This window comes from Rhodococcus sp. Z13, assembly GCF_025837095.1.
In the GTDB taxonomy this organism is placed as follows: domain Bacteria; phylum Actinomycetota; class Actinomycetes; order Mycobacteriales; family Mycobacteriaceae; genus Rhodococcus; species Rhodococcus sacchari.
Genome location: NZ_CP107551.1, coordinates 2266825 through 2286508 on the forward strand (window position 1 = coordinate 2266825; position 19684 = coordinate 2286508).

The following is a 19684-nucleotide window of genomic DNA, read 5'->3' on the forward strand; positions in this document are numbered from 1 at the left end:
GTTCAGCCGCGCTGTTCGAACAGCGACACGATGATCCCGTCGGGCCCGCGCACGTAGGCCATCCGCACGCTGCCCCGGTACTCGCCGATCCCGCCGACGAGGCCGTAGCCGTCCGCGGCGACCGCCTCCACCGCCGCCTGCAGGTCGGCGACCTCGAACGAGACGTTGCGCAGGCCGAGTTCGTTGGGCATCGCCGCCGGGGACCCGGGCAGGGGAGCGGGGGTGACGAAGCGGGAGAGCTCGAGCCGGTCGCTGCCGTCCGGGGTGCGCAGCATGACGAGCTCGCAGCGGGTTCCGGGCAGGCCGCAGACGGTCGACGGGAACTCGCCGTCCACCGCGCCGGTGCCCTCCACCTCGAGTCCCAGCGTCACGAAGAACGCCGTCGCCGCGTCGAGGTCGGAGACGGTGAGGCCGACGTGGTCGAACCGTCGGATGTGTGCCATGACGCGCCGTCCTCTCCGGGGAGTGTTCGACCCCATCGTACTTCACCTAGATAACCAAGTGATCCTGTTGACATATGTTGGACCCACCTTTACGCTCAGCCCACTCGGTGTGAGGTACATCACGTCGAGTTCCGTTCCGAGGCGTGTGGCTCCAACGAGGGAGTGGACCCATGTCCCAGAAATCCAGTTCAGGCAGCGCTTTCCGACGTCGTGCCCGCATCGGGGTGTACCTCGCGACCTCCGCGCTCCTGGTCGGAACCGCCTGCAGCAACGCGGACGACACCGCGGAGGCCGACACCGTCGAAGCCCCGAGCAGCGCGTTCCCCGACAACCCCGCCACCGGCACCCCCGTGAAGATCGGGGTGATCAATCCGGAAGGCGGGCCGGCGATCTCCATGCCGAACAACCGCCGCGCCGCCGAAGCCGCCGCCGAGTACGCCAACGCGCACCTCGGTGGCATCGCCGGGCACCCGATCGAGGTCGTCACCTGCGCCGCCAAGGAGGATCCCGCCTCCAACCAGGACTGCGCGAACCAGATGGTCGAACAGGGGGTCGCCGCGGTCGTCGTCCCCTCCTCCGGCAACGGCGCGGTGATGGTGCCGATCATCACCGGCGCGGGCATCCCCTACGTGACCCCCTCGGGCACCACCCCGGTCGAGCTCACCACCCCCTCGGCCTACGCCCTCAACAGCGGCTTCCCCGGGTCGCTCGCGTCCATGGCCGCCTACTCCGCCCAGCAGGGCTACAAGAAGGTCGCCGCCTTCGTCATCGACACCGGCGCCGTGATCGCCTCCACCGAAGCGCTCGGCGACGCCACCTTCGGCGCCGCCGGCGTCGAATTGCAGCTCGCACCCGTCACCCCGGGCACTCCCGATGCGACCCCGCAGGTCAGCGCCGGGGTGGCCGACGACGTCGACGCCGTCGCCATCGTCGGCGACGCCACCATGTGCACCTCGGTGCTCAAGGCCATCGGCACCCTCGGCGCCGGTCAGGAGAAGATGGTCATCCAGCCGTGCCTGGACCCGTCGGTGGTCGACGCCGTCGGCACCACCCTCGACGGTGCCACCGCCTTCCTCGGCGCCGACATCGACTCCGACGGACCCGAAGCCGTGCTCTACCGGGCGGTGATGGAGCAGTACGCCCCCGATGTCGACATCAACGGCTTCACCTTCACCGGCTACCAGGCCATGCTCGGCCTGATCCGCGCGGCCCAGGGCGTCGAGGGCGACCCGACCCCGCAGGCCATCGACGCCGCGATCCGCACCGCCGTGGACGTGCCCATGCCCGCCGCCGACGACATCACCTTCACCTGCAACGGCACGGCGATGCCCGGCATGCCCTCGGTGTGCGCGAACAAGGGCATCGTCGCGACCGTCGAGGACGGCAAGGCCGTCGACCCGAAGGTCGGCGAGTGACGACCGGTCCCGACGAGAACGAGTGAACGATGTCCGATCACCTGGTCTTCCTGGCACTCGGGCTGGGCAACGGCGCCGTCTACGCGGCGCTGGGCCTGGCGCTGGTCATGACCTTCCGCAGCTCCGGTGTGGTCAACTTCGCGACCGGCGCGATCGCTCTGTACGTGGCGTACACCTACGGGTTCCTCCGCAAGGGTGAGCTGCTCAGCCCGATCCCCGGGACCCCGACCACGATCGACCTGGGCGGCCCGTGGGGATTCCTCCCCGCCCTGGCGCTGTCCCTGCTCATCGCCGCCGCGCTCGGCGCGCTCCTCTACGGGCTGGTCTTCCGGCCCGTGAGGAGCGCGCCTCCGGTGGCCAAGGCCGTGGTGTCCATCGGGGTCATGCTGGTGGTGCAGGCGCTGCTCGCCCTGCGGGTCGGCACCACCCCGGTGTCGGTCAAACCGATCCTGCCCACCGGCGCGCTCGAGGTGGGCGGCACCCGCATCCCGCAGGACCGCCTGTGGTTCGCGGTGCTGATCGTCGCGCTGACGGTCGTGCTGGTGCTGCTGTTCCGCCACACCCGGTTCGGGCTGGCGACCCGCGCCGCAGCGGAGTCGGAGAAGGGTGCCCTGGTCACCGGCCTGTCACCCGACCGCATCGCCCTCGGCAACTGGGCGCTGAGCACCGCGGTCGCCGGTCTCGGCGGCATCCTCATCGCCCCGATCGTGCCGCTGGTCCCGGTGTCCTACTCGTTGTTCGTCATTCCCGCCCTCGCCGCGGCGCTGGTCGGCAACTTCACGGCGATGGGCGTGACCGTCGCCGCCGGCTTCGCCATCGGCATGCTGCAGTCGGAGATGACGCACCTGCAGGCCACCGTGTCCTGGTTCCCCGGTTCCGGCATGGCCGAACTGGTGCCGCTCGCCCTGATCCTCGGCTTCCTCGTGGTGCGTGGCAAGCCCCTGCCCACCCGCGGCTCGATCGTCAGGTCCTCGCTGGGCAAGGCGCCGCGACCGCGGAACATCCTGGTGCCCACCCTGATCGGCATCGTCGTGGCGACCGTCGCGCTGCTGGTGACCTCCGGCAGCTACCGCGGCGCCGTGATCGTCAGCCTCGTGCTCGCGGTCATCGGCCTGTCCCAGGTGGTCGTCACCGGTTTCGCCGGGCAGATCTCGCTGGCCCAGCTGCCGCTGGCCGGGGTCGGGGCGTTCACCCTCAGCCGCCTGACGGTGGATCTGGGCATCCCGTTCCCGATCGCCCCGCTCCTCGCGGCGCTGGCCGCCATGGTGATCGGCGTGGTCGTCGGCCTGCCCGCCCTGCGCATCCGCGGCCTGCCGGTCACCGTGGTGACCCTCGCGCTGGCGGTGTTCCTCGAGTTCGTGTGGTTCCGCAACACCGACCTCAACGGTGGCATGCAGGGCGCCCGCGTGGAACCGCCCTCGCTGTTCGGTCTCGACCTGTCCATCGGGGCGGGCGCGGACTATCCGCGCCTCGCCTTCGGGTTCCTGTGCCTGGTGACGCTCGTGGTCGTCGCGGTGGCGATCGCGCGACTGCGCACCGGCCGGCTCGGCGCGGCGATGCTCGCCGTGCGCGCCGACGAACGCGCCGCGGCTGCCTCGGGCATCAACGTCGCCCGCACCAAGCTGCTGGCCTTCGCGATCGGGGCGTTCGTCGCCGGACTCGGCGGTGCGCTGATGGCCTACCAGCAGACGATCGTGACTGCGGAGTCGTACTCCACCATGGGCGGCATCGCGATGTTCGCGATGATCTACATCGCCGGGGTCACGCTCGTCAGCGGCGGCGTCCTCTCCGGGGTGCTCGGCGCCGGCGGCCTGATGTTCGTCCTGCTCGACCGGCTGCTCGGCTTCGCCGACTTCTACGCCATCATCGGCGGGGTGCTGCTGACCCTCACGGTGATCGGCTACCCCGAGGGCATCGCGGGCAGCACCGCCGAACGCCTGCAACGCCTGCGGGCCCGGCTGCCGAAGAAGACCCGCGCCGCCGTCCCGGCGCCGGCGGGCACCGCCGAGGAACCGGCCCGGCCGGACACCGACGCGGAACTGACGACGCTGCTCGCCCACGACGTCCCCGAGGGCACGGTGGTGCTCACCGCCGAGGGGGTGAGCGTCACCCACGGGGCGATCACCGCACTGGCCGACGTCTCGCTCGAGGTCCGGGTCGGGGAGATCGTCGGGCTCATCGGCCCGAACGGTGCCGGCAAGACCACCTGCATCGACGCCCTGAGCGGATTCGCGGACGCGACCGGCACCGTCACCCTCGGCGACCACCGCATCGACGGGCTGGTGCCGCACCGTCGCAGCCGCCTCGGGCTCAGCCGCACCTTCCAGGACATGTCCCTCTACGAAGATCTCTCGGTGCGGGAGAACGTCGAGGTCGGCACGTTCACCGCCGGTCGCGGCGACCGCGCCGACGCCCACGACCTCGACACGCTGTTCCGGATCCTCGACCTGCACGACCGCGCCGACGAACCGGTCGGCGAGCTGTCGCAGGGGCGCAAGCAACTCGTCTCGGTCGCCCGCGCCCTCGCGGGCCGGCCTCGCGTGGTGCTGCTCGACGAACCGGCCGCCGGCCTCGACAGCACCGAAAGTCGTTGGCTGGGCGATAAATTGCGGTCCGTGCGCGACGCCGGGGTCACGATCGTGCTCGTCGACCACGACATGGATCTGGTGCTGGACCTGTGCGACCGGATCGTGGTGCTCGACCTCGGCCGGATCATCGCGACCGGCCGGCCCGACGAGATCCGCACCGACCCGGCGGTGATCGCGGCGTATCTCGGTGCCGCGCGGGAGAAGACGGAGGCAAGCCTGTGACCGCGACGCTGACCTGCACCGGACTGTCGGCCGGCTACCGACGCGGGCACGCCTGCGTCCGGGACGTGAGCTTCGCGCTCGAACCCGGCCGGGTGATGGCGTTGCTCGGCCCGAACGGCGCCGGGAAGACGACGCTGCTGCTCACCCTCGCCGGGCTGCTGAGCCCGCTCGGCGGCCGCCTCGACCTCGACGGCGCCCCGATCCGCACCGGCAACGCGCGCCTGGCGTCGCGCGCCGGGATCGTGCTCGTGCCCGACGACCGGTCCCTGTTCACGGGGCTGACGGTGACCGAGAACCTGCGGCTGGCCCGCCGCAAGGGCGGCCCCACCGTCGCCGAGGTGATCGACTACTTCCCGCGGCTCGGAGAGCGCAGGTCGATCGCGGCGGGCAGGCTCTCCGGCGGCGAGCAACAGGTGCTCGCCCTGGGACGGGCGTTCATGCAGGCGCCGAAGGTGCTGCTCGTCGACGAGCTGAGCATGGGTCTGGCGCCCGTGGTCGTCGAATCCCTGCTGCCGATCGTGCGGTCGTTCGCCGACGACCGCGGCACCGCCGTCGTGCTGGTCGAGCAGCACGTGCACCTGGCACTGGCCACGGCGGACGTGGCGACCGTGCTGCGGCACGGCGAGGTGACCACCACCGGGCCCGCCGCGGAACTGGCCGCGGACCCGGAGCGGCTCGAACAGGCCTATCTCGGGTCCGCGGCCGGGGCGGGCACCGCGGTGTTCTGAACACCGTGTTCCCACACCGCGGTGTTCCGAACCGGGCTCAGACGGAGGCGAGAATCTCGTCGAACAGCGCGGCGTAGCGTTCCTGCGCCGCGCGCCGGCGGGTGGGCACGTGCTCGCTCGGCACGTTGCCGGCGGGTGGGGTGTAGTCGCGCAGCACCAGCTTGGCGACGGTGTCGCGGTGCACCTCGTCCGGCCCGTCGTACAGGCGCGCGGCGCGCGCCGCCCGGTACATGAAGTCCAGCGGCAGGTCGGAGCTGTACCCGAGGGAACCGTGGGTCTGCACGGCTCGGTCGATGACGTCGTGCAGGATCTTCGCGCCGTAGTACTTGATCATGGCGATCTCCTTGCGGGCCGCCTTGGTGCCCTGGGTGTCGATCACCCACGCCGCCTGCAGCGTCATCAGCCGCAGCGCCTGCATCTCGGCGGCGGAGTCGGCGATCCAGTTGCGCACGGTCTGCTTGTCGCCGAGGACGCCGCCGTGCGCGAACCGGTAGGTGGCGCGCTCGCACATCATGTCGAAGGCCCGGTTGGCCTGGCCGATCCACCGCATGCAGTGGTGGATGCGGCCCGGCCCGAGCCGCTTCTGCGCGATCAGGAAGCCGTCGCCGGGATTGCCGAGCAGCGCGTCGTCCCCGACCCGCACGTCGCGGAAGACCACCTCGCAGTGCGAGCCGTAGGTGTTCTCCCGCGGCGACGGGTTCTCCATCGATGCGATGTCGCGCACCACCTCGAGTCCCGGGGCGTCGATGGGGACGATGAACTGCGAGGTGCGGCGGTGGCGTTCGGCGTCGGGGTCGGTGACGGCGACGACGATGACGAAATCGGCGGTGGCGGCGTTGGAGATGAACCACTTGGCGCCGTTGATCACCCAGCCGTCACCGTCGCGGACGGCGGTGGTGGTCAGGTTCGTGGGATCGGCCCCCGCGTTGTCGGGTTCGGTCAGCGCGAACGCCGAGTACATCTCGCCGGCGAGCAACGGATCGAGCCAGCGGCGCTTCTGCTCGCCGGTGCCGGCCGCGGCGAGGATCTCCGCGTTCCCGGAGTCCGGTGCCTGACAGCCGAACACGAGCGGTCCGTAGGGGCTGGAGCCGAGGATCTCGTGCATGAGACCGAGCTTGACCTGCCCGTAGCCCTGGCCTCCGAGTTCGGGGTCGAGATGCGCGGCCCACAGTTGCTGCTTCTTGACCTCCTGCTGCAGCGGCGCGATGGCCGCGCGCAGTTGCGGCCAGGACAGGTCGAGGGTTTCGAGCGGGCGGATCTCGTCGTGGACGAAGCCTGTCATCCAGTCGAGTTTCTGCTGGAACTCGGGTTCGGTGGAGAAGTCCCATGCCATGTCGTCGTACCTCCGGGGTGTGCGGGAGCGGGGTCAGTCGATCGAGCGCAGGGTGCGGTCGAACAGGAGCAGGGCGTAGCGGTGCAGGCGGTCGCCGATGTCGGTGGGAGCCTGCCCGGAGCGGGAGCGGGCGTAGGTGCCCTCGAGGATGATGCCGAGCTTGAACCCGGCGAGCGCGGTGTACCAGTCGATGGCGGAGAGGTCGCGGTCGCTGTTGTCGGCGTACCGGGCGACGAGTTCGGCGCGGCTCGGCAGGCCCCCGGCCGCGGCGAGGCGGCTCTCGAGCAGGTCGGGTTCGCCGTCGGCGTCCGGCCACATCGCCAGCATCCAGCCCAGATCGAGCAGCGGGTCGCCGACGGTGGCCATCTCCCAGTCGACCATCGCTGCGACCGTCGGGGCGACGCGGTCGAACATGACGTTGGCGACGTGGTAGTCGCCGTGCAGGAGACCGGGGGCGCCCTGCGGCGGCCGGTTGTCGTCGAGCCAGGACGCGATCTGCTCGACCTGCGGCAGCAGCACCGTCGGATAGCCGGGCAGCCGCGTGAAGGATTCGAGTTCGCCCAGCCAGCGGCCCACCTGCCGTTCCAGGAATCCCTCGGGGCGGCCGAACTCGGCCAGTCCGAGCGCCGCCGGGTCGAGGCGCGCCAGTTCGGTGAGCGCGTCGACCATGCTCAGGCCCATGCGGTGGCGCAGGGCCGGGTCGGCGGCGTGGGCGGGGGTGAGGGTCTCGGCGGCGTTGTAGCCGTCCACGGCGTGCATCAGATAGAACACCGCGCCGAGCACGTCCGGGTCCTCGCAGCCGGCGACGAAGGTCGGGTGAGGCACCGCGGTCCCGGACAGTGCGCGCAGCAGCGTCATCTCGCGTTGCATCATCCGGTTCGATTGGGGGCGAAGGTGTTTCGGTCCTCGTCGGAGCACGTACCGGACGCCGGAGCGTTCGAAGCCGATCATGATGTTCTGGGTTCCGCCGCCGATGGGGGAGACCGCGGTCGGTTCGCCGGAGCCGAGGCCCTGGGTGTCCATCCAGTCCCGCACGGCGGTGAGATCGACCCCGAGGAGGTTGCTGGGTGTGGTGTCGGTCGGCATGATTCGAACGTATCGGCCGACACCCTCGGGGACACCGCGCTTTTCGGGACCGATTGTGGATTCCTACAACGCCCGGTGGGCCGGGATCGGCGCCGGTCAGCGGGCCGAGAACTCGAGGATCTGGAAGGCCAGGCGCGCCGAGAGCAGCGCGTCGAGACTGCTCGGGTCCAGCCCGGTCAGCTCCTTGATCTTGCCCATCCGGTAGCGGACGGTGTTCTCGTGCACGTCCAGCGCCACCGCGGCGCCCTGCACCCGGCCCTCCGCGGCCACGAAGGCCCGCCAGGTCTCGAGCAGCACCCCGTCGTCGGCGGCGCGCACGGTGTGCACGTACTCGTGGGCGAACCGCACGGCCTCCTTGACCCGCCCGGAGCTGACCACCACCCGCAGCAACCCGAGTTCGGTGACGTCGAGGACGTCGTCGAATCGGTCGAAGGAGTGGGCGATCTCGGCGACCTCCCGCATCTCGCGGGCGGCGTGCGGGAAGTCGGCGACCTCCCGGCACACCCCGGAGACGACGGTGGCGCCGGTGGCCAGATCGGGTTGCAGCGACGCGCGCACCTGCCGCACCTTCTCTCGCACCGCCGCCAGCTCGTCGGCCGAGCCGCCCTCGCGCAGCGGCACCAGCACGATGATGTGGCCGGGCAGTTTCACCGCGGCGGGCTCGTCGATGCCGAGGATCTCCCGGAACCGGCGGGTGACCAGGCGCTGCGCCGCCGAGGCGGTCAGGCGGGGGTTCGCGGACAGGGTGAAGCGCACCAGCACGTGCGGGTTGGTCAGGTCGATGCCGAACTGCGGGCCGCGGCGGATCAGGTGCTCCTTGTCGCGGGTGTTGCGCAGCAGGTCGGACAGGTAGTCGTCGCGGGCCTGCCCCTGCGTCTCGATCTGCCGGCGTTCGGAGAGGATCTGCAGCGACAGCACGGTCGCGCCGTGCTCGGCGATGTTCGCGTCGACCGCCTCGAGCGACCGGCCGACCTCGACGATGCCGAGATAACCGTTGGGGCGGCCCTCGATGACGAGCCGGCACATCAGGTGCCGGCGGCCGAGCCCGACCGACAGGGTCGGTGGCACCACCGCCGAGGGCCGTTCCGGGCTGAGACCGGCGAGTTCGGCCTTCACCGACGGCATGCCGCGGATCTTCTCGGAGATCACCGGCGGCCGGTCGAGGCCGAGCGCGGCGGGTGCGGACCAGGCCAGCACCCGGAAGTCCTCGTCGTAGAGCACAGCGGGTTTGCCGGACAGGTCCGACAGCAACGCCACGACGGTGTGGATGTCGGCGCCCTCGAGCACCGCGTTGGTGAGCTTGCGGTGCACGTCGGCGAGATAGGCGAGGGTGTTGCGGCTGCGGGCGATCTCCGAGGCCTGGGTGCGCAACCGCACGTTGAGCATCGCCTGGCTGATGAACAGCGCACTGAGCTGCGCGAACATCTCGGCGATCTCGATGTCCTCCTGGGTGTAGGCGTGGTCGCCGTCGCGGTCGTCGACGAACAGCAGCCCGATGACCTCGCCGTCGAACACCAGCGGCACACCGAGCATGGCCCGCACCTGCCAGTGCTCCATGGTGCGCCGGTGCGGCCGCGGGTCGTTGCGCACGTCCTCGATGAGCACCGGGCGGGCGGTGTCGATGATCTCCCGGCTGAACCGGTCGCCCTCGATCCCGGATTCCTGCCGCTTGACGGCCTCGGTGATGTCGCCCTGCTCGGCGCAGTGCCCGGCGGCGCCGCGGAAACGGCCGTCGGGACGCTTGAGGTAGAGGGAGGAGCGGCAGACCCCGATCACCTCGCACAGCTTCACGCACACCGCGCGCAGCAGTTCCTCGAGGTCGGTGTCCTTGATCGCCTCGCCGGTGATCTCGGCGAAGGCGGTGATGACGTCGCGTTCGCGGTGGCGGGGGACGGTGGCCGTGCCCGGAGGGTGGAGCGGGGTGGTCGCGGTTCCGGTGCTCGGCAGCAGGGTCATGCCGTCCTCTCGCCTCCTCGTCGTGGTCGCGGTCACTCGGCATCCACGAGGTTGTGCAACATCACAAAGTAGTCGATGTTCAGGTCGCGATCACATCCGGAAGCGGCGTGTCGAGCACGTGCCCCATGCGGTCCCGCTTGGCGCGCAGGTAGCGCAGGTTGTGGGTGGTGACGGCGGTCGGCAGCGACACCCGGCCGACGATCTCGATCGAGTAGCCCTCCAGCCCGCCGAGTTTGCTCGGGTTGTTGGTGATCAGCCGCATGCGCCGCACCCCCAGATCGGCGAGGATCCGGGCGCCGACGCCGTAGCTGCGCGAGTCGTCCGGCAGCCCGAGTGCGCGGTTGGCGTCGACGGTGTCGAGGCCCTGTTCCTGCAGCGAGTAGGCGCGGATCTTGTGGGCGAGGCCGATGCCGCGGCCCTCGTGGCCGCGCAGGTAGACCAGCACCCCGCAGCCCTCGCGGGCGATCTCGGCGAGGGCCCGTTCGAGCTGGGCGCCGCAGTCGCAGCGCAGCGAGCCGAGGATGTCGCCGGTGAGGCATTCGCTGTGCACCCGCACCAGCACCCCCTCGCGGCTGCGGCCGGCGGCGGCGACGTCGCCCATCACCAGCGCGAGGTGCTCGCTGCCGTCGAGCACCGACCGGAACGCCACCGCCCGGAACATGCCGAACTCGGTGGGCATCTGTGCCTCGGCGACGTACTCGACGAACGGCTCGGTCGCGGCCCGGTAGCGCACCAGATCGGCGATGCGCAGCAGCGGCAACCCGTGGGCGGCGGCGAACGCGGTCAGGTCGTCGCCGCGGCGCATCGAGCCGTCCTCGGCGACGATCTCGCCGATCACCCCCACCTCGCCGGCGCCGGCCAGGCGCAGCAGGTCCACGGCGGCCTCGGTGTGCCCGGCTCGGGCGAGCACCCCGCCCTCGCGGGCGCGCAGAGGGAAGACGTGGCCCGGGCGGCGCAGATCGGTGGGGGCGGTGGCCTCGTCGGCGAGCGCCCGGACCGTGGCGGCGCGGTCGGCGGCGCTGACCCCGGTGCCGGTGGAGACGTGGTCGACGCTCACGGTGAAGGCGGTGCCGTGCGCGTCGGTGTTGTGCTCGACCATCAGCGGCAGGCCGAGGGCGTCGGCGCGGTGCGCCGGCATGGGTGCGCAGACGATGCCGGTGGTGTGGCGCACGAGGAACGCCATCTGCTCGGCGGTGATCGTCGACGCGGCGGCGACGAGGTCGCCCTCGTTCTCGCGGTCGTCGTCGTCGACCACGACGACCAGTCCGCCCGCGGCGAGGGTCTCGACCGCGAGTTCGACCTGCTGGGCCGGGGTGCGGGGCATGGCCACTACTCCTGTTCTGCGCTGTGGGTGCCGAAGGTGCGCCGGTGATAGGTCAGCGGCGGACGGTCGTGGCGATCGGCCTCGGCGACGTGGCCGAGGACCACCACGTGGTCGCCGCCGTCGACGAGGTCGGCGACGGTGCACGCCACCCAGCCGGGCGCGCCGGTGATGCGCGGGGCGCCCGCCGACAGCGACCAGGCGACGCCGGCGAACTTGTCGGGACCCTTGCGGGCGAAGGTCAGTGCCAGGCCGTCCTGGCCGTGGCCGAGGATGTTGACCCCGAACCGTCCCTGTCCGCGCACGACGGTGAGCAGGTCCGATCCGCGGTCGAGGGCGACGAGCACCATCGGAGGATCCATCGACAGCGACGCGAAGGCGCTGACGGTGGTGCCGTGCGGGCGGTCGCCGTCGAGTGCGGTCACCACCGTGACGGGGGTGCACACGCCGGCCATCACGTCCCGGAACACGGTGGTGAGGTCTTCGGTGAGCGGGGTGTTCATCATGTCCTCCGACGGGATGGAACGGGCGGTGCCCGGGTGGGCCGGGCACCGCCCGGGTCGGGATCAGGCGCCGGCCGGGACCTTCGCCTTCATCTTGTGCAGCTCGGGAACGACCTTCTCGCCGAACAGCTTCAGCGACTTCTCGGCCTGGTCGATCGGCAGGCCACCGAACGCGAAGGCGGCGTTGACGAAGACGTCACCGACCATCTCGTGCCGGGCCGCGTACTTCTCGACGATCTGCTCGGGGGTGCCGTAGATGTTGGCCTCGACGTAGGCGTCGGCCGCGGCCTCCATGCCGGCCTCGCGGATCATGTCGGCGCCGGCCTGGTAGGTCTCGTAGCCGCGGGTGTTGCGCCAGTGCTCGCCGGCGAAGTCGTAGTGCTTGATCACCGACAGGAAGTAGCGGGCGGTGTGCTCGTAGGCGAGGCGGCGGGCCTCCTCGGCGTCCTCGTGGCAGATGACGAAGTCCTGCACGACCGGCGGCAGCGGTTCGGTGTTCCACCGTTCCCGGTACAGATCGCGCCAGCGGTTGATCGCCTCGGCGTGCTTGGCGAACTCGTACTGCACGAAGGTCATCATGCGTACCCCGAGATCGGCGATGACCGGCACCGAGTCGGGGGACATGGCGGCACCGAACAGGCGGTCGCGGGTCCACTCGTAGGCCGGGTTCGGGGCGGGCCGGATCTCCACGCGGGCCTGCTTGTAGAACTCGCCGTCGGGGTTGTCCACGATGCCGGTGCGCAGGCCCTCGATGGTGAGGTTGGCGGCCTCGACGAACCGGCCGCGGGCCTCGTCCATGGGGATGCCGAAGGCCTCGTACTCCATCTTCGCCAGGCCGCGGCCCATGCCGTAGAGGGCGCGGCCGCCGGACATCATGTCGAGCATCGTCAGCTTCTCGACGACGCGGACCGGGTCGTTCCACGGCAGGATCACCGCGCCGGTGCCGAGTTTGATCGTCGAGGTGCGGCCCGCGATGTAGGACATGATCTGCAGGTTGTCCGGGCACATCGAGTAGTCGTCGAAGTGGTGTTCGGCGGACCAGACGGCGTCGAAGCCGTACTTCTCCGCGTCGACGCCCATCTCGAGTTCGCGGAGGAAGACCTCCTGGTCGCTGACGTTCTCGTGGTAGTTCTGGAAGACCAGCAGCATTCCGACGTCCATGGACGTATCTCCTTGTATGAGTGGGGGGTTCGGGCGAGAGGGGGATCAGCCGAGGAAGACGGCTCGGGTGTGTTCGGTATCGAGGTACTCCTTGACCGACTGGATCTGCCCGTCGCGGACCTCGAAGACGAAGTGGTAGAGGTTGTTGTAGACGCGGCCGTTCCTCATCTCGGAGTACGACTCGGTCTCCACCGCGACGCGGTCGCCCTCGGCGGTCCACGCCAGCGGGGTCAGCCGGATCGCGCCGGTCTTCGTCCCCGTCGACAGACCGGAGAGCATCGCGCGGAACTCTTCCTTGTTCTTGGTGCCGGAGATGCCCTCGATGGTGCCGGCGACCCACCAGGTGGCGGTGGGGGCGAGATAGCCCATGATCGCCTCGACGTCGCCGGTGGAGAAGACCTCCATGAATTCCGCGACGAGCTTCTTGTTGGCCGCTTCGAGGCTTCCGGCACTCGCGATGTTGTCCATGCGAACTCCTTCCGGAGGGGATTGGACGAAAAGTGCAGCGGGGGAACGTATTCGATGCTGCTGGGATCGACACTAGCCGGGAAGTCTGTGGCGTGGGTCACGCGAGTTCTCCGGCGGTTGTAGGGCGCTACAACGACCCGGGGGTCAACGGCGGGAGCTGAACGAGCTCATCAGCCCGCCGTCGGTGGCCACCACCGACCCGGTCATGTACGGCGAGTCCGCGACACCCACGACGACCTGCGCGATCTCCTCGGGAAGACCGGTGCGGCCCATGGGGATCGCCGCGAGGATCCGTTCGCGGGCCCGCCCCGTCAGGGCGGAGGTCATGTCGGTGTCCACGAAACCGGGGATCACCAGGTTCACCCGGATCTGCCGCGGCGCGAGCTCGACGGCGAGCACCTGGGTCAGCCCGTGCAGACCGGCCTTCGCCGCCCCGTAGGCCACATCTCCGGGAAAGCCCCGGAATCCGACCACCGCACCGACATTGATGATCGCCGACCCGGCGTCGAGTCGCGGCGCGACGTTGCGGGCCAGCTCGAACGCGCCGGAGAGGTTGGTGCCGATCACCTCGTCCCAGTGCGCCCGCGACAGGTCGCCGATGCGGCCGCCGCGATGCACCCCGGCGGCGTTGACCACCACGTCGAGCGAACCGAACCGTTCGAAGACGATGTCGACACCGCGGGCGAGCGAGTCCGGATCGGCGATGTCGGTGTGGATCTCGACCACCCGGTCCGGATGGGTCCACTGCGCACTGGCGGGTTTGCGGGCGAACACCGCGACCCGGTCGCCGCGGGCGGTCGCCTGCTCGACGACCGCCCGGCCGATCCCGCGCGACCCGCCGGTGACCAGCCAGTTCTTCGCCTCGGTCATCGCTTCAGGAATCCCGTCAGCGCGGCGAGATAGCGATCGCGGTCCTCGAGGAACGGTGCGTGCCCGACCCCGGTGAACTCGACCAGTTCGGCGCGGGCGTTGACGCCGCGCACGGCCTCGGCCGCGGAGAACGGCACGAAGGCGTCGGCGGTGCCGTGCAGCAGCAGGATCGGCACCTCGAGCGCGGCCATCTCCTTGCGCAGGTCCACCGTCGCGAGGTCGCGCAGCGAGTCGTCGCCGCGCGGACCCATCGCCATGAACATGTCCCAGATCGACTCCAGCACGGCCTCACCGGGATTCTCCGCGCACACCGCCGCGGCGACCCCGCGGAAGGTCTCGGCACGGTTCGCGGCCACGGCCGCGAGGGTGCCCTCGACGTCGTCGACCGACCCGCCGTGCGGCCAGTCGTCGGTGGCGGTGTAGCGCGGCGACGCGCCGCCGGTGAGCACCAGTCCCGACGCCCGGTCGCCGAGCTGGGCGGCGGCGACGGTGGCGACGGCCCCGCCGAGCGACCAGCCGTTGATCACCGGCCGGTCGAGCCCGAGATGGTCGACGAGACGCACGACGTCCTCACCGAGCGCGGCGATCGACACGTCCTCGAAGTCCTTGTCGGAGCGGCCGCAGCAACGCAGGTCGAGGGTGATCACCTCGTGGCCGGCGGCGAGCAGCGCCGGCAGGGTGGTGTCCCAGGCGCGGGCGTTGGCGCCCCAGCCGTGCACCAGCACGATCGGCCGGCCGCTGCCGCGGTGGTGTTCGAAGTAGATGCTGCGGTCGTTCTCGACGGGCAGATATCCCATGGTGTCCTCCTGAACGAGTAGGGAAGGGGGCAAGGAAGTGGTCTGGGGGGCCGGATGCTCCCGCAGGGCCCGCGGCACCACGGGGGCGCGGTCGCGGAAGCGTGGCATGACGTGCTCGGCGAACAACTCCATCGATCGCAGCACCTTGTCGTGCTCGAGGCCGCCGAAGCGCATCCAGCAGATCAGGTGCTGCAGCCCGGTCTCGTCGTGCAGCGCGTCGAGCTGCCGGATCAGGCCGTCGGGGTCGCCGACGTAGACGACCCCGCCGTCGCGCAGTCCCTCGACGGTGATGCCGCCGGCCTCGTCGGTGGCCGAGACCAGTTCGGCGTAGCGCTCGTAGGTCGGCGGCACGTCCTCACCCTGCGGCACCGCCGACAGCGCGGCGTCGAAGTACCAGGTCAACGCCTCGCGGGCGTTGTCCACCGCGGCCTGCTCGGTGTCGGCGAGGTGGATCTGCCAGTTCATCGGGAAATCCAGTTCCAGGATGTCGCGGCCCAGATCCCGCAACCGGCGCTTGGCGTCGACGACGAAGCCGTTCAGTTCGGGCATCGTCATCAGGGTCGGGGTGACGAGCATGTTGTAACCCTGGTCGGCGGCGAGATCGAGGGTCTCGGGGCTGATCGAGGCGATGTAGATCGGCGGGGTGGGGCGCTGCACCGGGGTGGGGCGGCAGTCGACGTCCTCGAGGTCGAAGTGCTTGCCGTGGTACGAGAACGGTTGTCCGGCCGGCTTGCTCCACAGTCCGCGCACGATCTCGAGGGCCTCGGTGAACATGTCCCGGCTCTCGCCCTGCAGGTCGCCGACACCCATGTTGCGGAACTCCTGGGGCTGGTAGCCGCGGCCGACCCCGAAGTCGAGGCGCCCGCCGGAGAGCACGTCGACCATCGCGTAGTCCTCGGCGATGCGCACCGGCCAGTCGAAGGTCAGGTTGCTCACCGCGATCCCGATGCGCATGCGCCGGGTGCGTTGCGCGATCGCGGCCGCGGCGACCTGCGGGGAGGGCATCGACCCGTAGTCGCTGCCGTGGTGTTCGGCGAGCCACACCTCGTCGAAGCCCAGTTCCTCGGCGTATTCGATCTGTTCGAGCATCTCGCGGTAGGCCCGCGGGAAGTCGCGGTCGGGGCATTCGAGGACGTAGAAGATGCCGAACTTCACGGGCGCTTCCTCCTGACGACGACGAATGCCCCTGTGGGTGGGGCGGTGTGGCACCGACGCTAGGACGTGAGCCGCGTCACGTGGTCGAGCTCGCCGACGCCGTCTTGTGGGGATCCACAAACAGCCCGGCGCCGGCCCGGCTGCGCAGCGTCTTCTTGTCGAGCTTGCCGACGCTGGTGCGCGGCAACGCGTCCACCACCACGACCCGTTCGGGCACCCACCAGCGCGGCACCCGCTCGGCCAGCGCCGCCCGGACCTGCTCCGGGTCGAGGGACGCGCCGGCCGCGGGCACGACGAACGCCAGCGGCCGTTCCTGCCAGCGTTCGTGCGGCACCGCGATCACCGCGGCCTCGGCGACCTGCGGGATCGTCGTCAGAGCCTGTTCGAGGGCGACGGAGCTGATCCACTCGCCGCCGCTCTTGATCAGGTCCTTGGCCCGGTCCACGATCGTCAGATAACCCTCGGGGTCGATGGTCGCGATGTCGCCGGTGCGCAGCCAGCCGTCGGTGAACGCTTCGGGATGTTCGTCGCGGAAGTAGCGTTCGGCCACCCACGGTCCGCGCATGAGCAGTTCCCCGCGGTCGACACCGTTGTGGGGAACTACAGCGCCGTCGTCGTCGACGAGCTTCCAGTGCAGGCCGGGCAGCAACCGGCCCTGCCGGCGGATGTACTCGTAGCGGCGCTGCGGGTCGTCGTCGGCCGCGCGCGGTGGCCGCGCGAAGGTGCCCATCGGGGACAGCTCGGTCATGCCCCAGCCCTGATAGGCGCGCACGCCGAGGTCCTCCTCGATGCTGCGGATCAGCTCGGGGGTGGGGGTGGAGCCGCCGAGCACCAGCGCCCGTAGGCAGGTCAGGTCGATGCCCTCGGCGAGGGCGTGGCGCACCAGGTCCACCGCGACGGTGGGCACCATGCCGGTGTAGGTGACCTGCTCGGCCGCCAGGATCGCCGCGAGGTCGGGCACCGCCGGGTGCGGTCCGGGCAGTACCTGGTTCGCGCCGGTCATCAACGCGGCGAAGGGGATTCCCCAGGCGTTGGCGTGGAACATCGGCACGATGTGGCAGACGGTGTCGCGTTCGCTGATCGCGTGCCCGTCGGCCAGGCACGCGGTGAAGGTGTGCAGGTACAGGGCGCGATGCGAATAGCCCACACCCTTGGGGGATCCGGTGGTGCCCGAGGTGTAGCACAGGGCGGCCAGGTCGTTCTCGTCGCGCGGCACCGGTGCCGGCAGCGGGGAGGCCGCGGCGATCAGTTCGTCCTGCGAACGCAGGCCGGGGGCCTCGCCGTCGGTGGTGAGCACCGTCGTGCCGGGCCGGCGCGTCCGGGCGGTGTCGAGCAGGTGCAGCAACGACGAGTCGGCGAAGATCACCCGGTCGTCGGCGTGGTCGACGATGTAGGCGATCTCGTCGGCCTCGAGCCGCAGGTTGAGGGTGTGCAGCACCGCCCCGGCCAGGGGGGCGGCCAGGTACAGCTCGAGATGACGGTGGTGGTTCCACGCCAGGGTGGCGACCCGGTCGCCGGGCCGCACCCCGAGGTCGACCAGTGCCTGCGCCAGGCGCAGCACCCGGTCGGCGTACTCGCCGTAGCTGTACTCGTGGACCTTCTCGCCGTCGCGGTAGTCGGTGATCGTCTTCGCGGCGAAGAAATCCCGGGCGCGGTAGAGGAAGTCGGTGATGAGCAGCGGGGAGGCCGAGCCGGTGGCCGGCACCGGGGTCATGCGCTCACCTCCTGCCGGGCGGCGGCGACCGCCGCACGCACCTGCGGGATCACCTTCGAGGTGAGCAGCTCGATGCGGGCCGAGCCGCTCTCGACCGGCTCGCCCGGCAGCTGCGCCCAGAAGTGCACGTCCTTGATCTGCGGCCGCTCGCACAGCAGAGTGGTCAGTTCCGTCACGGCGGTGTCGGTGTCCCACAGCACGAACGAGCCGGCGTCGAGCAGATCCTGCGGGGTCGCGAAGGTGGGGGTGGACTCGGCCGGGCCGAAGGCGCCCATCTCGATGTAGCCGTTGATCTGGTAGAGCGCGTGCTCGCCGATGCGGGCCCACTCGCGTTCGGGATCCTCGGCGACGATCGCCCACTGCCCGGCGTAGATGCGGCCCTCCTCCCGGGAGCGGCCCGCCCGCTCGAGCGCGTCGAGATAGGCCTCGTGGTGGGTGTTCTGGGTGCTGAGGAAACCGTCGGCGATGCGCGCCACCCGTTCGATGGCCGGTTCGGCCATCGCTCCGACGAGCAGCTGCGGGGTGGATTCCGGGTGGGGGGTGACCGGCAGGGCCGGGAAGTCGTAACGCTTGCCGTGGAATTCGGCGGGCGCCCCCGACCACGCCCGCCGAATCACCTCGACACCCTCCTCGAGGAGGCTGGGGCGGTGCCGCAGCGACCGTCCGAAGGCGTCGAACTCCGGTTGCCAATATCCCTGGCCCACACCGAGATCGAACCGTCCTCCGGTGAGCAGCGACAGGGTCGCGGCGTCCTCGGCGAGACGGATCGGATTGTGCAGCGGGGAGACGATGAGGTTGGTGCCGATGCGCAACGAGCGGGTGCGGGCCCCGATCGCGCCGGCCAGCACGAACGGCGACGGGGTGTACCCGTCGGCCATGAAGTGGTGTTCGGTGAGCCACACCGAGTCGATGCCGCGGCTCTCGGCCCAGGCGATCTGTTCGAGGCTCTCCTCGTAGAAACGGGTGAAGGTGCGCGGCCACCGCGCGGGATTCCGGAAGTCGTACCACAGGCCGAAGGTGCAGGATTGATCGGTCACGGAGGGTCTCCTCGATCGTGGTTGCATCGGGCACGCACTATGTCGTGGGTCACAGGATGGGATGCCGGTCCCGGTGGGGGAAGGCACCGGGACCGGCGGGATTGTCGAAGGATCCAAACGGGACGGTCAGAAATTGCCCTTGGCGGCCCAGCCGCCGTCGACCGGGTAGATCTCGCCGGTGAGGAAGCTGCCCTCACGCATGAGATAGGCGACCATCGAGGCGATCTCCTCCGGCAGACCCAGGCGCCGCACGATGTGCGCGTTGGCGTTGGCCTCGCGCATCTCGTCGGTGATGTCCGCCAGGATCGGGGTGTCGATGGTGCCCGGGCAGATCGCGTTGATGAGGATGTTGTGCGGGCCGTACTCGAAGGCGGCCTGCTTGGTCAGCGACACCACCCCGCCCTTCGCCGCCGAATAGGAGGCGAGATTGGGCAGGCCGCGCAGCGCCGCCATCGAGGAGATGTTCACGATGCGGCCGCCGCCGCGCTCGATCATGCCGGGGATGACGGCCTGCATGCCGAGCCAGACACCCTTGAGATCGGTATCGATGACGTTGTCCCAGGCCTCCTCGGTGAGCCCGACGACGCTGTCCTCGCTGAGCATGTTGACCACACCGGCGACGTTGGCGAGCAGGTCGACGCGTCCGTGCCGGTCGACGACCTCGCGGACCGTGTCGGCCCAGCTGCTGCGGACCCGCACGTCGAGTTCGTGGGCCTCGGCCTTGCCGCCGAGCTGCGCGATCGCGTCGACGGTGGCCGAGGCGTCCTGGATGTCGGCGGCGATGACGGTGGCGCCCTCGGAGGCGAGGCGCGTGGCGGTGGCCTGCCCGATGCCCTGGGCGGCGCCGGTGACGATGGCGATCTTTCCGTTCAGCGTCATAGTGTGCT

The 19684-nt window shown here is 70.5% G+C and carries 16 protein-coding genes; 3 read left to right on the plus strand and 13 right to left on the minus strand.

The genetic code is table 11. The annotated features are described in order from the left end of the window. Window positions 1-2: 2 nt before the first annotated feature. The gene (locus OED52_RS10415) at window positions 3-443 is read right to left on the minus strand and encodes a VOC family protein (protein WP_264150841.1); all 441 of its coding nucleotides are present in this window, start codon (window positions 441-443) and stop codon (window positions 3-5) included. Window positions 444-613: 170 nt separating this feature from the next. On the opposite strand from OED52_RS10415, the gene OED52_RS10420 reads away from it, so the two are divergent. From OED52_RS10420 to OED52_RS10430, 3 genes are read left to right on the plus strand one after another with little or no spacing between them, the layout of a single operon-like run. Continuing rightward, window positions 614-1858 carry an ABC transporter substrate-binding protein gene (locus tag OED52_RS10420; RefSeq protein ID WP_264150842.1) on the plus strand — a complete coding sequence of 415 codons (1245 nt, stop codon included), beginning with the start codon at window positions 614-616 and terminating at the stop codon, window positions 1856-1858. A gap of 29 nt (window positions 1859-1887) precedes the next feature. Then, window positions 1888-4668 carry a branched-chain amino acid ABC transporter permease/ATP-binding protein gene (locus OED52_RS10425; RefSeq protein WP_264150843.1) on the plus strand — a complete coding sequence of 927 codons (2781 nt, stop codon included), beginning with the start codon at window positions 1888-1890 and terminating at the stop codon, window positions 4666-4668. Then, on the plus strand, window positions 4665-5396 hold the full coding sequence (locus tag OED52_RS10430) for an ABC transporter ATP-binding protein (RefSeq protein ID WP_264150844.1): 732 nt from the start codon (window positions 4665-4667) through the stop codon (window positions 5394-5396). The genes OED52_RS10425 and OED52_RS10430 overlap by 4 nt, the downstream gene beginning before the upstream one ends. Before the next feature lie 37 nt (window positions 5397-5433). On the opposite strand, the gene OED52_RS10435 is transcribed toward OED52_RS10430, so the two are convergent. From OED52_RS10435 to OED52_RS10490, 12 genes are all read right to left on the minus strand, one after another. Next, window positions 5434-6729 (minus strand): acyl-CoA dehydrogenase family protein, encoded by a 1296-nt coding sequence (locus OED52_RS10435; RefSeq protein WP_264150845.1) that lies wholly within the window; start codon window positions 6727-6729, stop codon window positions 5434-5436. Window positions 6730-6762: 33 nt separating this feature from the next. Next, window positions 6763-7815, minus strand: coding sequence for a phosphotransferase family protein (locus OED52_RS10440; RefSeq protein ID WP_264150846.1), 1053 nt, complete (start codon window positions 7813-7815; stop codon window positions 6763-6765). A gap of 96 nt (window positions 7816-7911) precedes the next feature. Further along, window positions 7912-9771: a GAF domain-containing protein gene (locus tag OED52_RS10445; protein WP_264150847.1), complete on the minus strand. Its 1860-nt coding sequence runs from the start codon at window positions 9769-9771 to the stop codon at window positions 7912-7914. 79 nt (window positions 9772-9850) lie between these two features. Beyond that, on the minus strand, window positions 9851-11095 hold the full coding sequence (locus OED52_RS10450) for a bifunctional 3,4-dihydroxy-2-butanone-4-phosphate synthase/GTP cyclohydrolase II (RefSeq protein WP_264150848.1): 1245 nt from the start codon (window positions 11093-11095) through the stop codon (window positions 9851-9853). 5 nt (window positions 11096-11100) lie between these two features. Next, window positions 11101-11595 carry a flavin reductase family protein gene (locus tag OED52_RS10455; RefSeq protein WP_264154651.1) on the minus strand — a complete coding sequence of 165 codons (495 nt, stop codon included), beginning with the start codon at window positions 11593-11595 and terminating at the stop codon, window positions 11101-11103. Window positions 11596-11658: 63 nt separating this feature from the next. After that, complete coding sequence (locus OED52_RS10460; RefSeq protein ID WP_264150849.1) at window positions 11659-12756, minus strand: LLM class flavin-dependent oxidoreductase; 1098 nt, start codon at window positions 12754-12756, stop codon at window positions 11659-11661. A 45-nt stretch (window positions 12757-12801) separates the two neighbouring features. Continuing rightward, window positions 12802-13224 carry a nuclear transport factor 2 family protein gene (locus OED52_RS10465; RefSeq protein WP_264150850.1) on the minus strand — a complete coding sequence of 141 codons (423 nt, stop codon included), beginning with the start codon at window positions 13222-13224 and terminating at the stop codon, window positions 12802-12804. A 144-nt stretch (window positions 13225-13368) separates the two neighbouring features. Beyond that, entirely contained in the window at window positions 13369-14094 is a 726-nt protein-coding gene (locus tag OED52_RS10470) for an SDR family NAD(P)-dependent oxidoreductase (protein WP_264150851.1), read from the minus strand. Beyond that, a complete protein-coding gene (locus tag OED52_RS10475; protein ID WP_264150852.1) occupies window positions 14091-16046 on the minus strand; it encodes an LLM class flavin-dependent oxidoreductase in 1956 nt (651 codons plus the stop codon). The genes OED52_RS10470 and OED52_RS10475 overlap by 4 nt, the downstream gene beginning before the upstream one ends. A 76-nt stretch (window positions 16047-16122) precedes the next feature. Then, a complete protein-coding gene (locus OED52_RS10480; RefSeq protein ID WP_264150853.1) occupies window positions 16123-17760 on the minus strand; it encodes a long-chain fatty acid--CoA ligase in 1638 nt (545 codons plus the stop codon). Further along, entirely contained in the window at window positions 17757-18797 is a 1041-nt protein-coding gene (locus OED52_RS10485) for an LLM class flavin-dependent oxidoreductase (RefSeq protein WP_264150854.1), read from the minus strand. The genes OED52_RS10480 and OED52_RS10485 overlap by 4 nt, the downstream gene beginning before the upstream one ends. Window positions 18798-18923: 126 nt before the next feature. Further along, complete coding sequence (locus tag OED52_RS10490) at window positions 18924-19676, minus strand: SDR family NAD(P)-dependent oxidoreductase (RefSeq protein ID WP_264150855.1); 753 nt, start codon at window positions 19674-19676, stop codon at window positions 18924-18926. Between the last annotated feature and the right edge of the window lie 8 nt (window positions 19677-19684).

What these genes read in the sequence shown, in the direction of transcription:
- OED52_RS10470 (WP_264150851.1), bottom strand. Translation starts at nt 14,094, where the DNA reads ATGACCGAGGCGAAGAACTGGCTGGTCACCGGCGGGTCGCGCGGGATC.
- OED52_RS10440 (WP_264150846.1), bottom strand. Translation starts at nt 7,815, where the DNA reads ATGCCGACCGACACCACACCCAGCAACCTCCTCGGGGTCGATCTCACC.
- OED52_RS10415 (WP_264150841.1), bottom strand. Translation starts at nt 443, where the DNA reads ATGGCACACATCCGACGGTTCGACCACGTCGGCCTCACCGTCTCCGAC.
- OED52_RS10455 (WP_264154651.1), bottom strand. Translation starts at nt 11,595, where the DNA reads ATGAACACCCCGCTCACCGAAGACCTCACCACCGTGTTCCGGGACGTG.
- OED52_RS10435 (WP_264150845.1), bottom strand. Translation starts at nt 6,729, where the DNA reads ATGGCATGGGACTTCTCCACCGAACCCGAGTTCCAGCAGAAACTCGAC.
- OED52_RS10480 (WP_264150853.1), bottom strand. Translation starts at nt 17,760, where the DNA reads ATGACCCCGGTGCCGGCCACCGGCTCGGCCTCCCCGCTGCTCATCACC.
- OED52_RS10460 (WP_264150849.1), bottom strand. Translation starts at nt 12,756, where the DNA reads ATGGACGTCGGAATGCTGCTGGTCTTCCAGAACTACCACGAGAACGTC.
- OED52_RS10420 (WP_264150842.1), top strand. Translation starts at nt 614, where the DNA reads ATGTCCCAGAAATCCAGTTCAGGCAGCGCTTTCCGACGTCGTGCCCGC.
- OED52_RS10445 (WP_264150847.1), bottom strand. Translation starts at nt 9,771, where the DNA reads ATGACCCTGCTGCCGAGCACCGGAACCGCGACCACCCCGCTCCACCCT.
- OED52_RS10490 (WP_264150855.1), bottom strand. Translation starts at nt 19,676, where the DNA reads ATGACGCTGAACGGAAAGATCGCCATCGTCACCGGCGCCGCCCAGGGC.
- OED52_RS10450 (WP_264150848.1), bottom strand. Translation starts at nt 11,095, where the DNA reads ATGCCCCGCACCCCGGCCCAGCAGGTCGAACTCGCGGTCGAGACCCTC.
- OED52_RS10465 (WP_264150850.1), bottom strand. Translation starts at nt 13,224, where the DNA reads ATGGACAACATCGCGAGTGCCGGAAGCCTCGAAGCGGCCAACAAGAAG.
- OED52_RS10425 (WP_264150843.1), top strand. Translation starts at nt 1,888, where the DNA reads ATGTCCGATCACCTGGTCTTCCTGGCACTCGGGCTGGGCAACGGCGCC.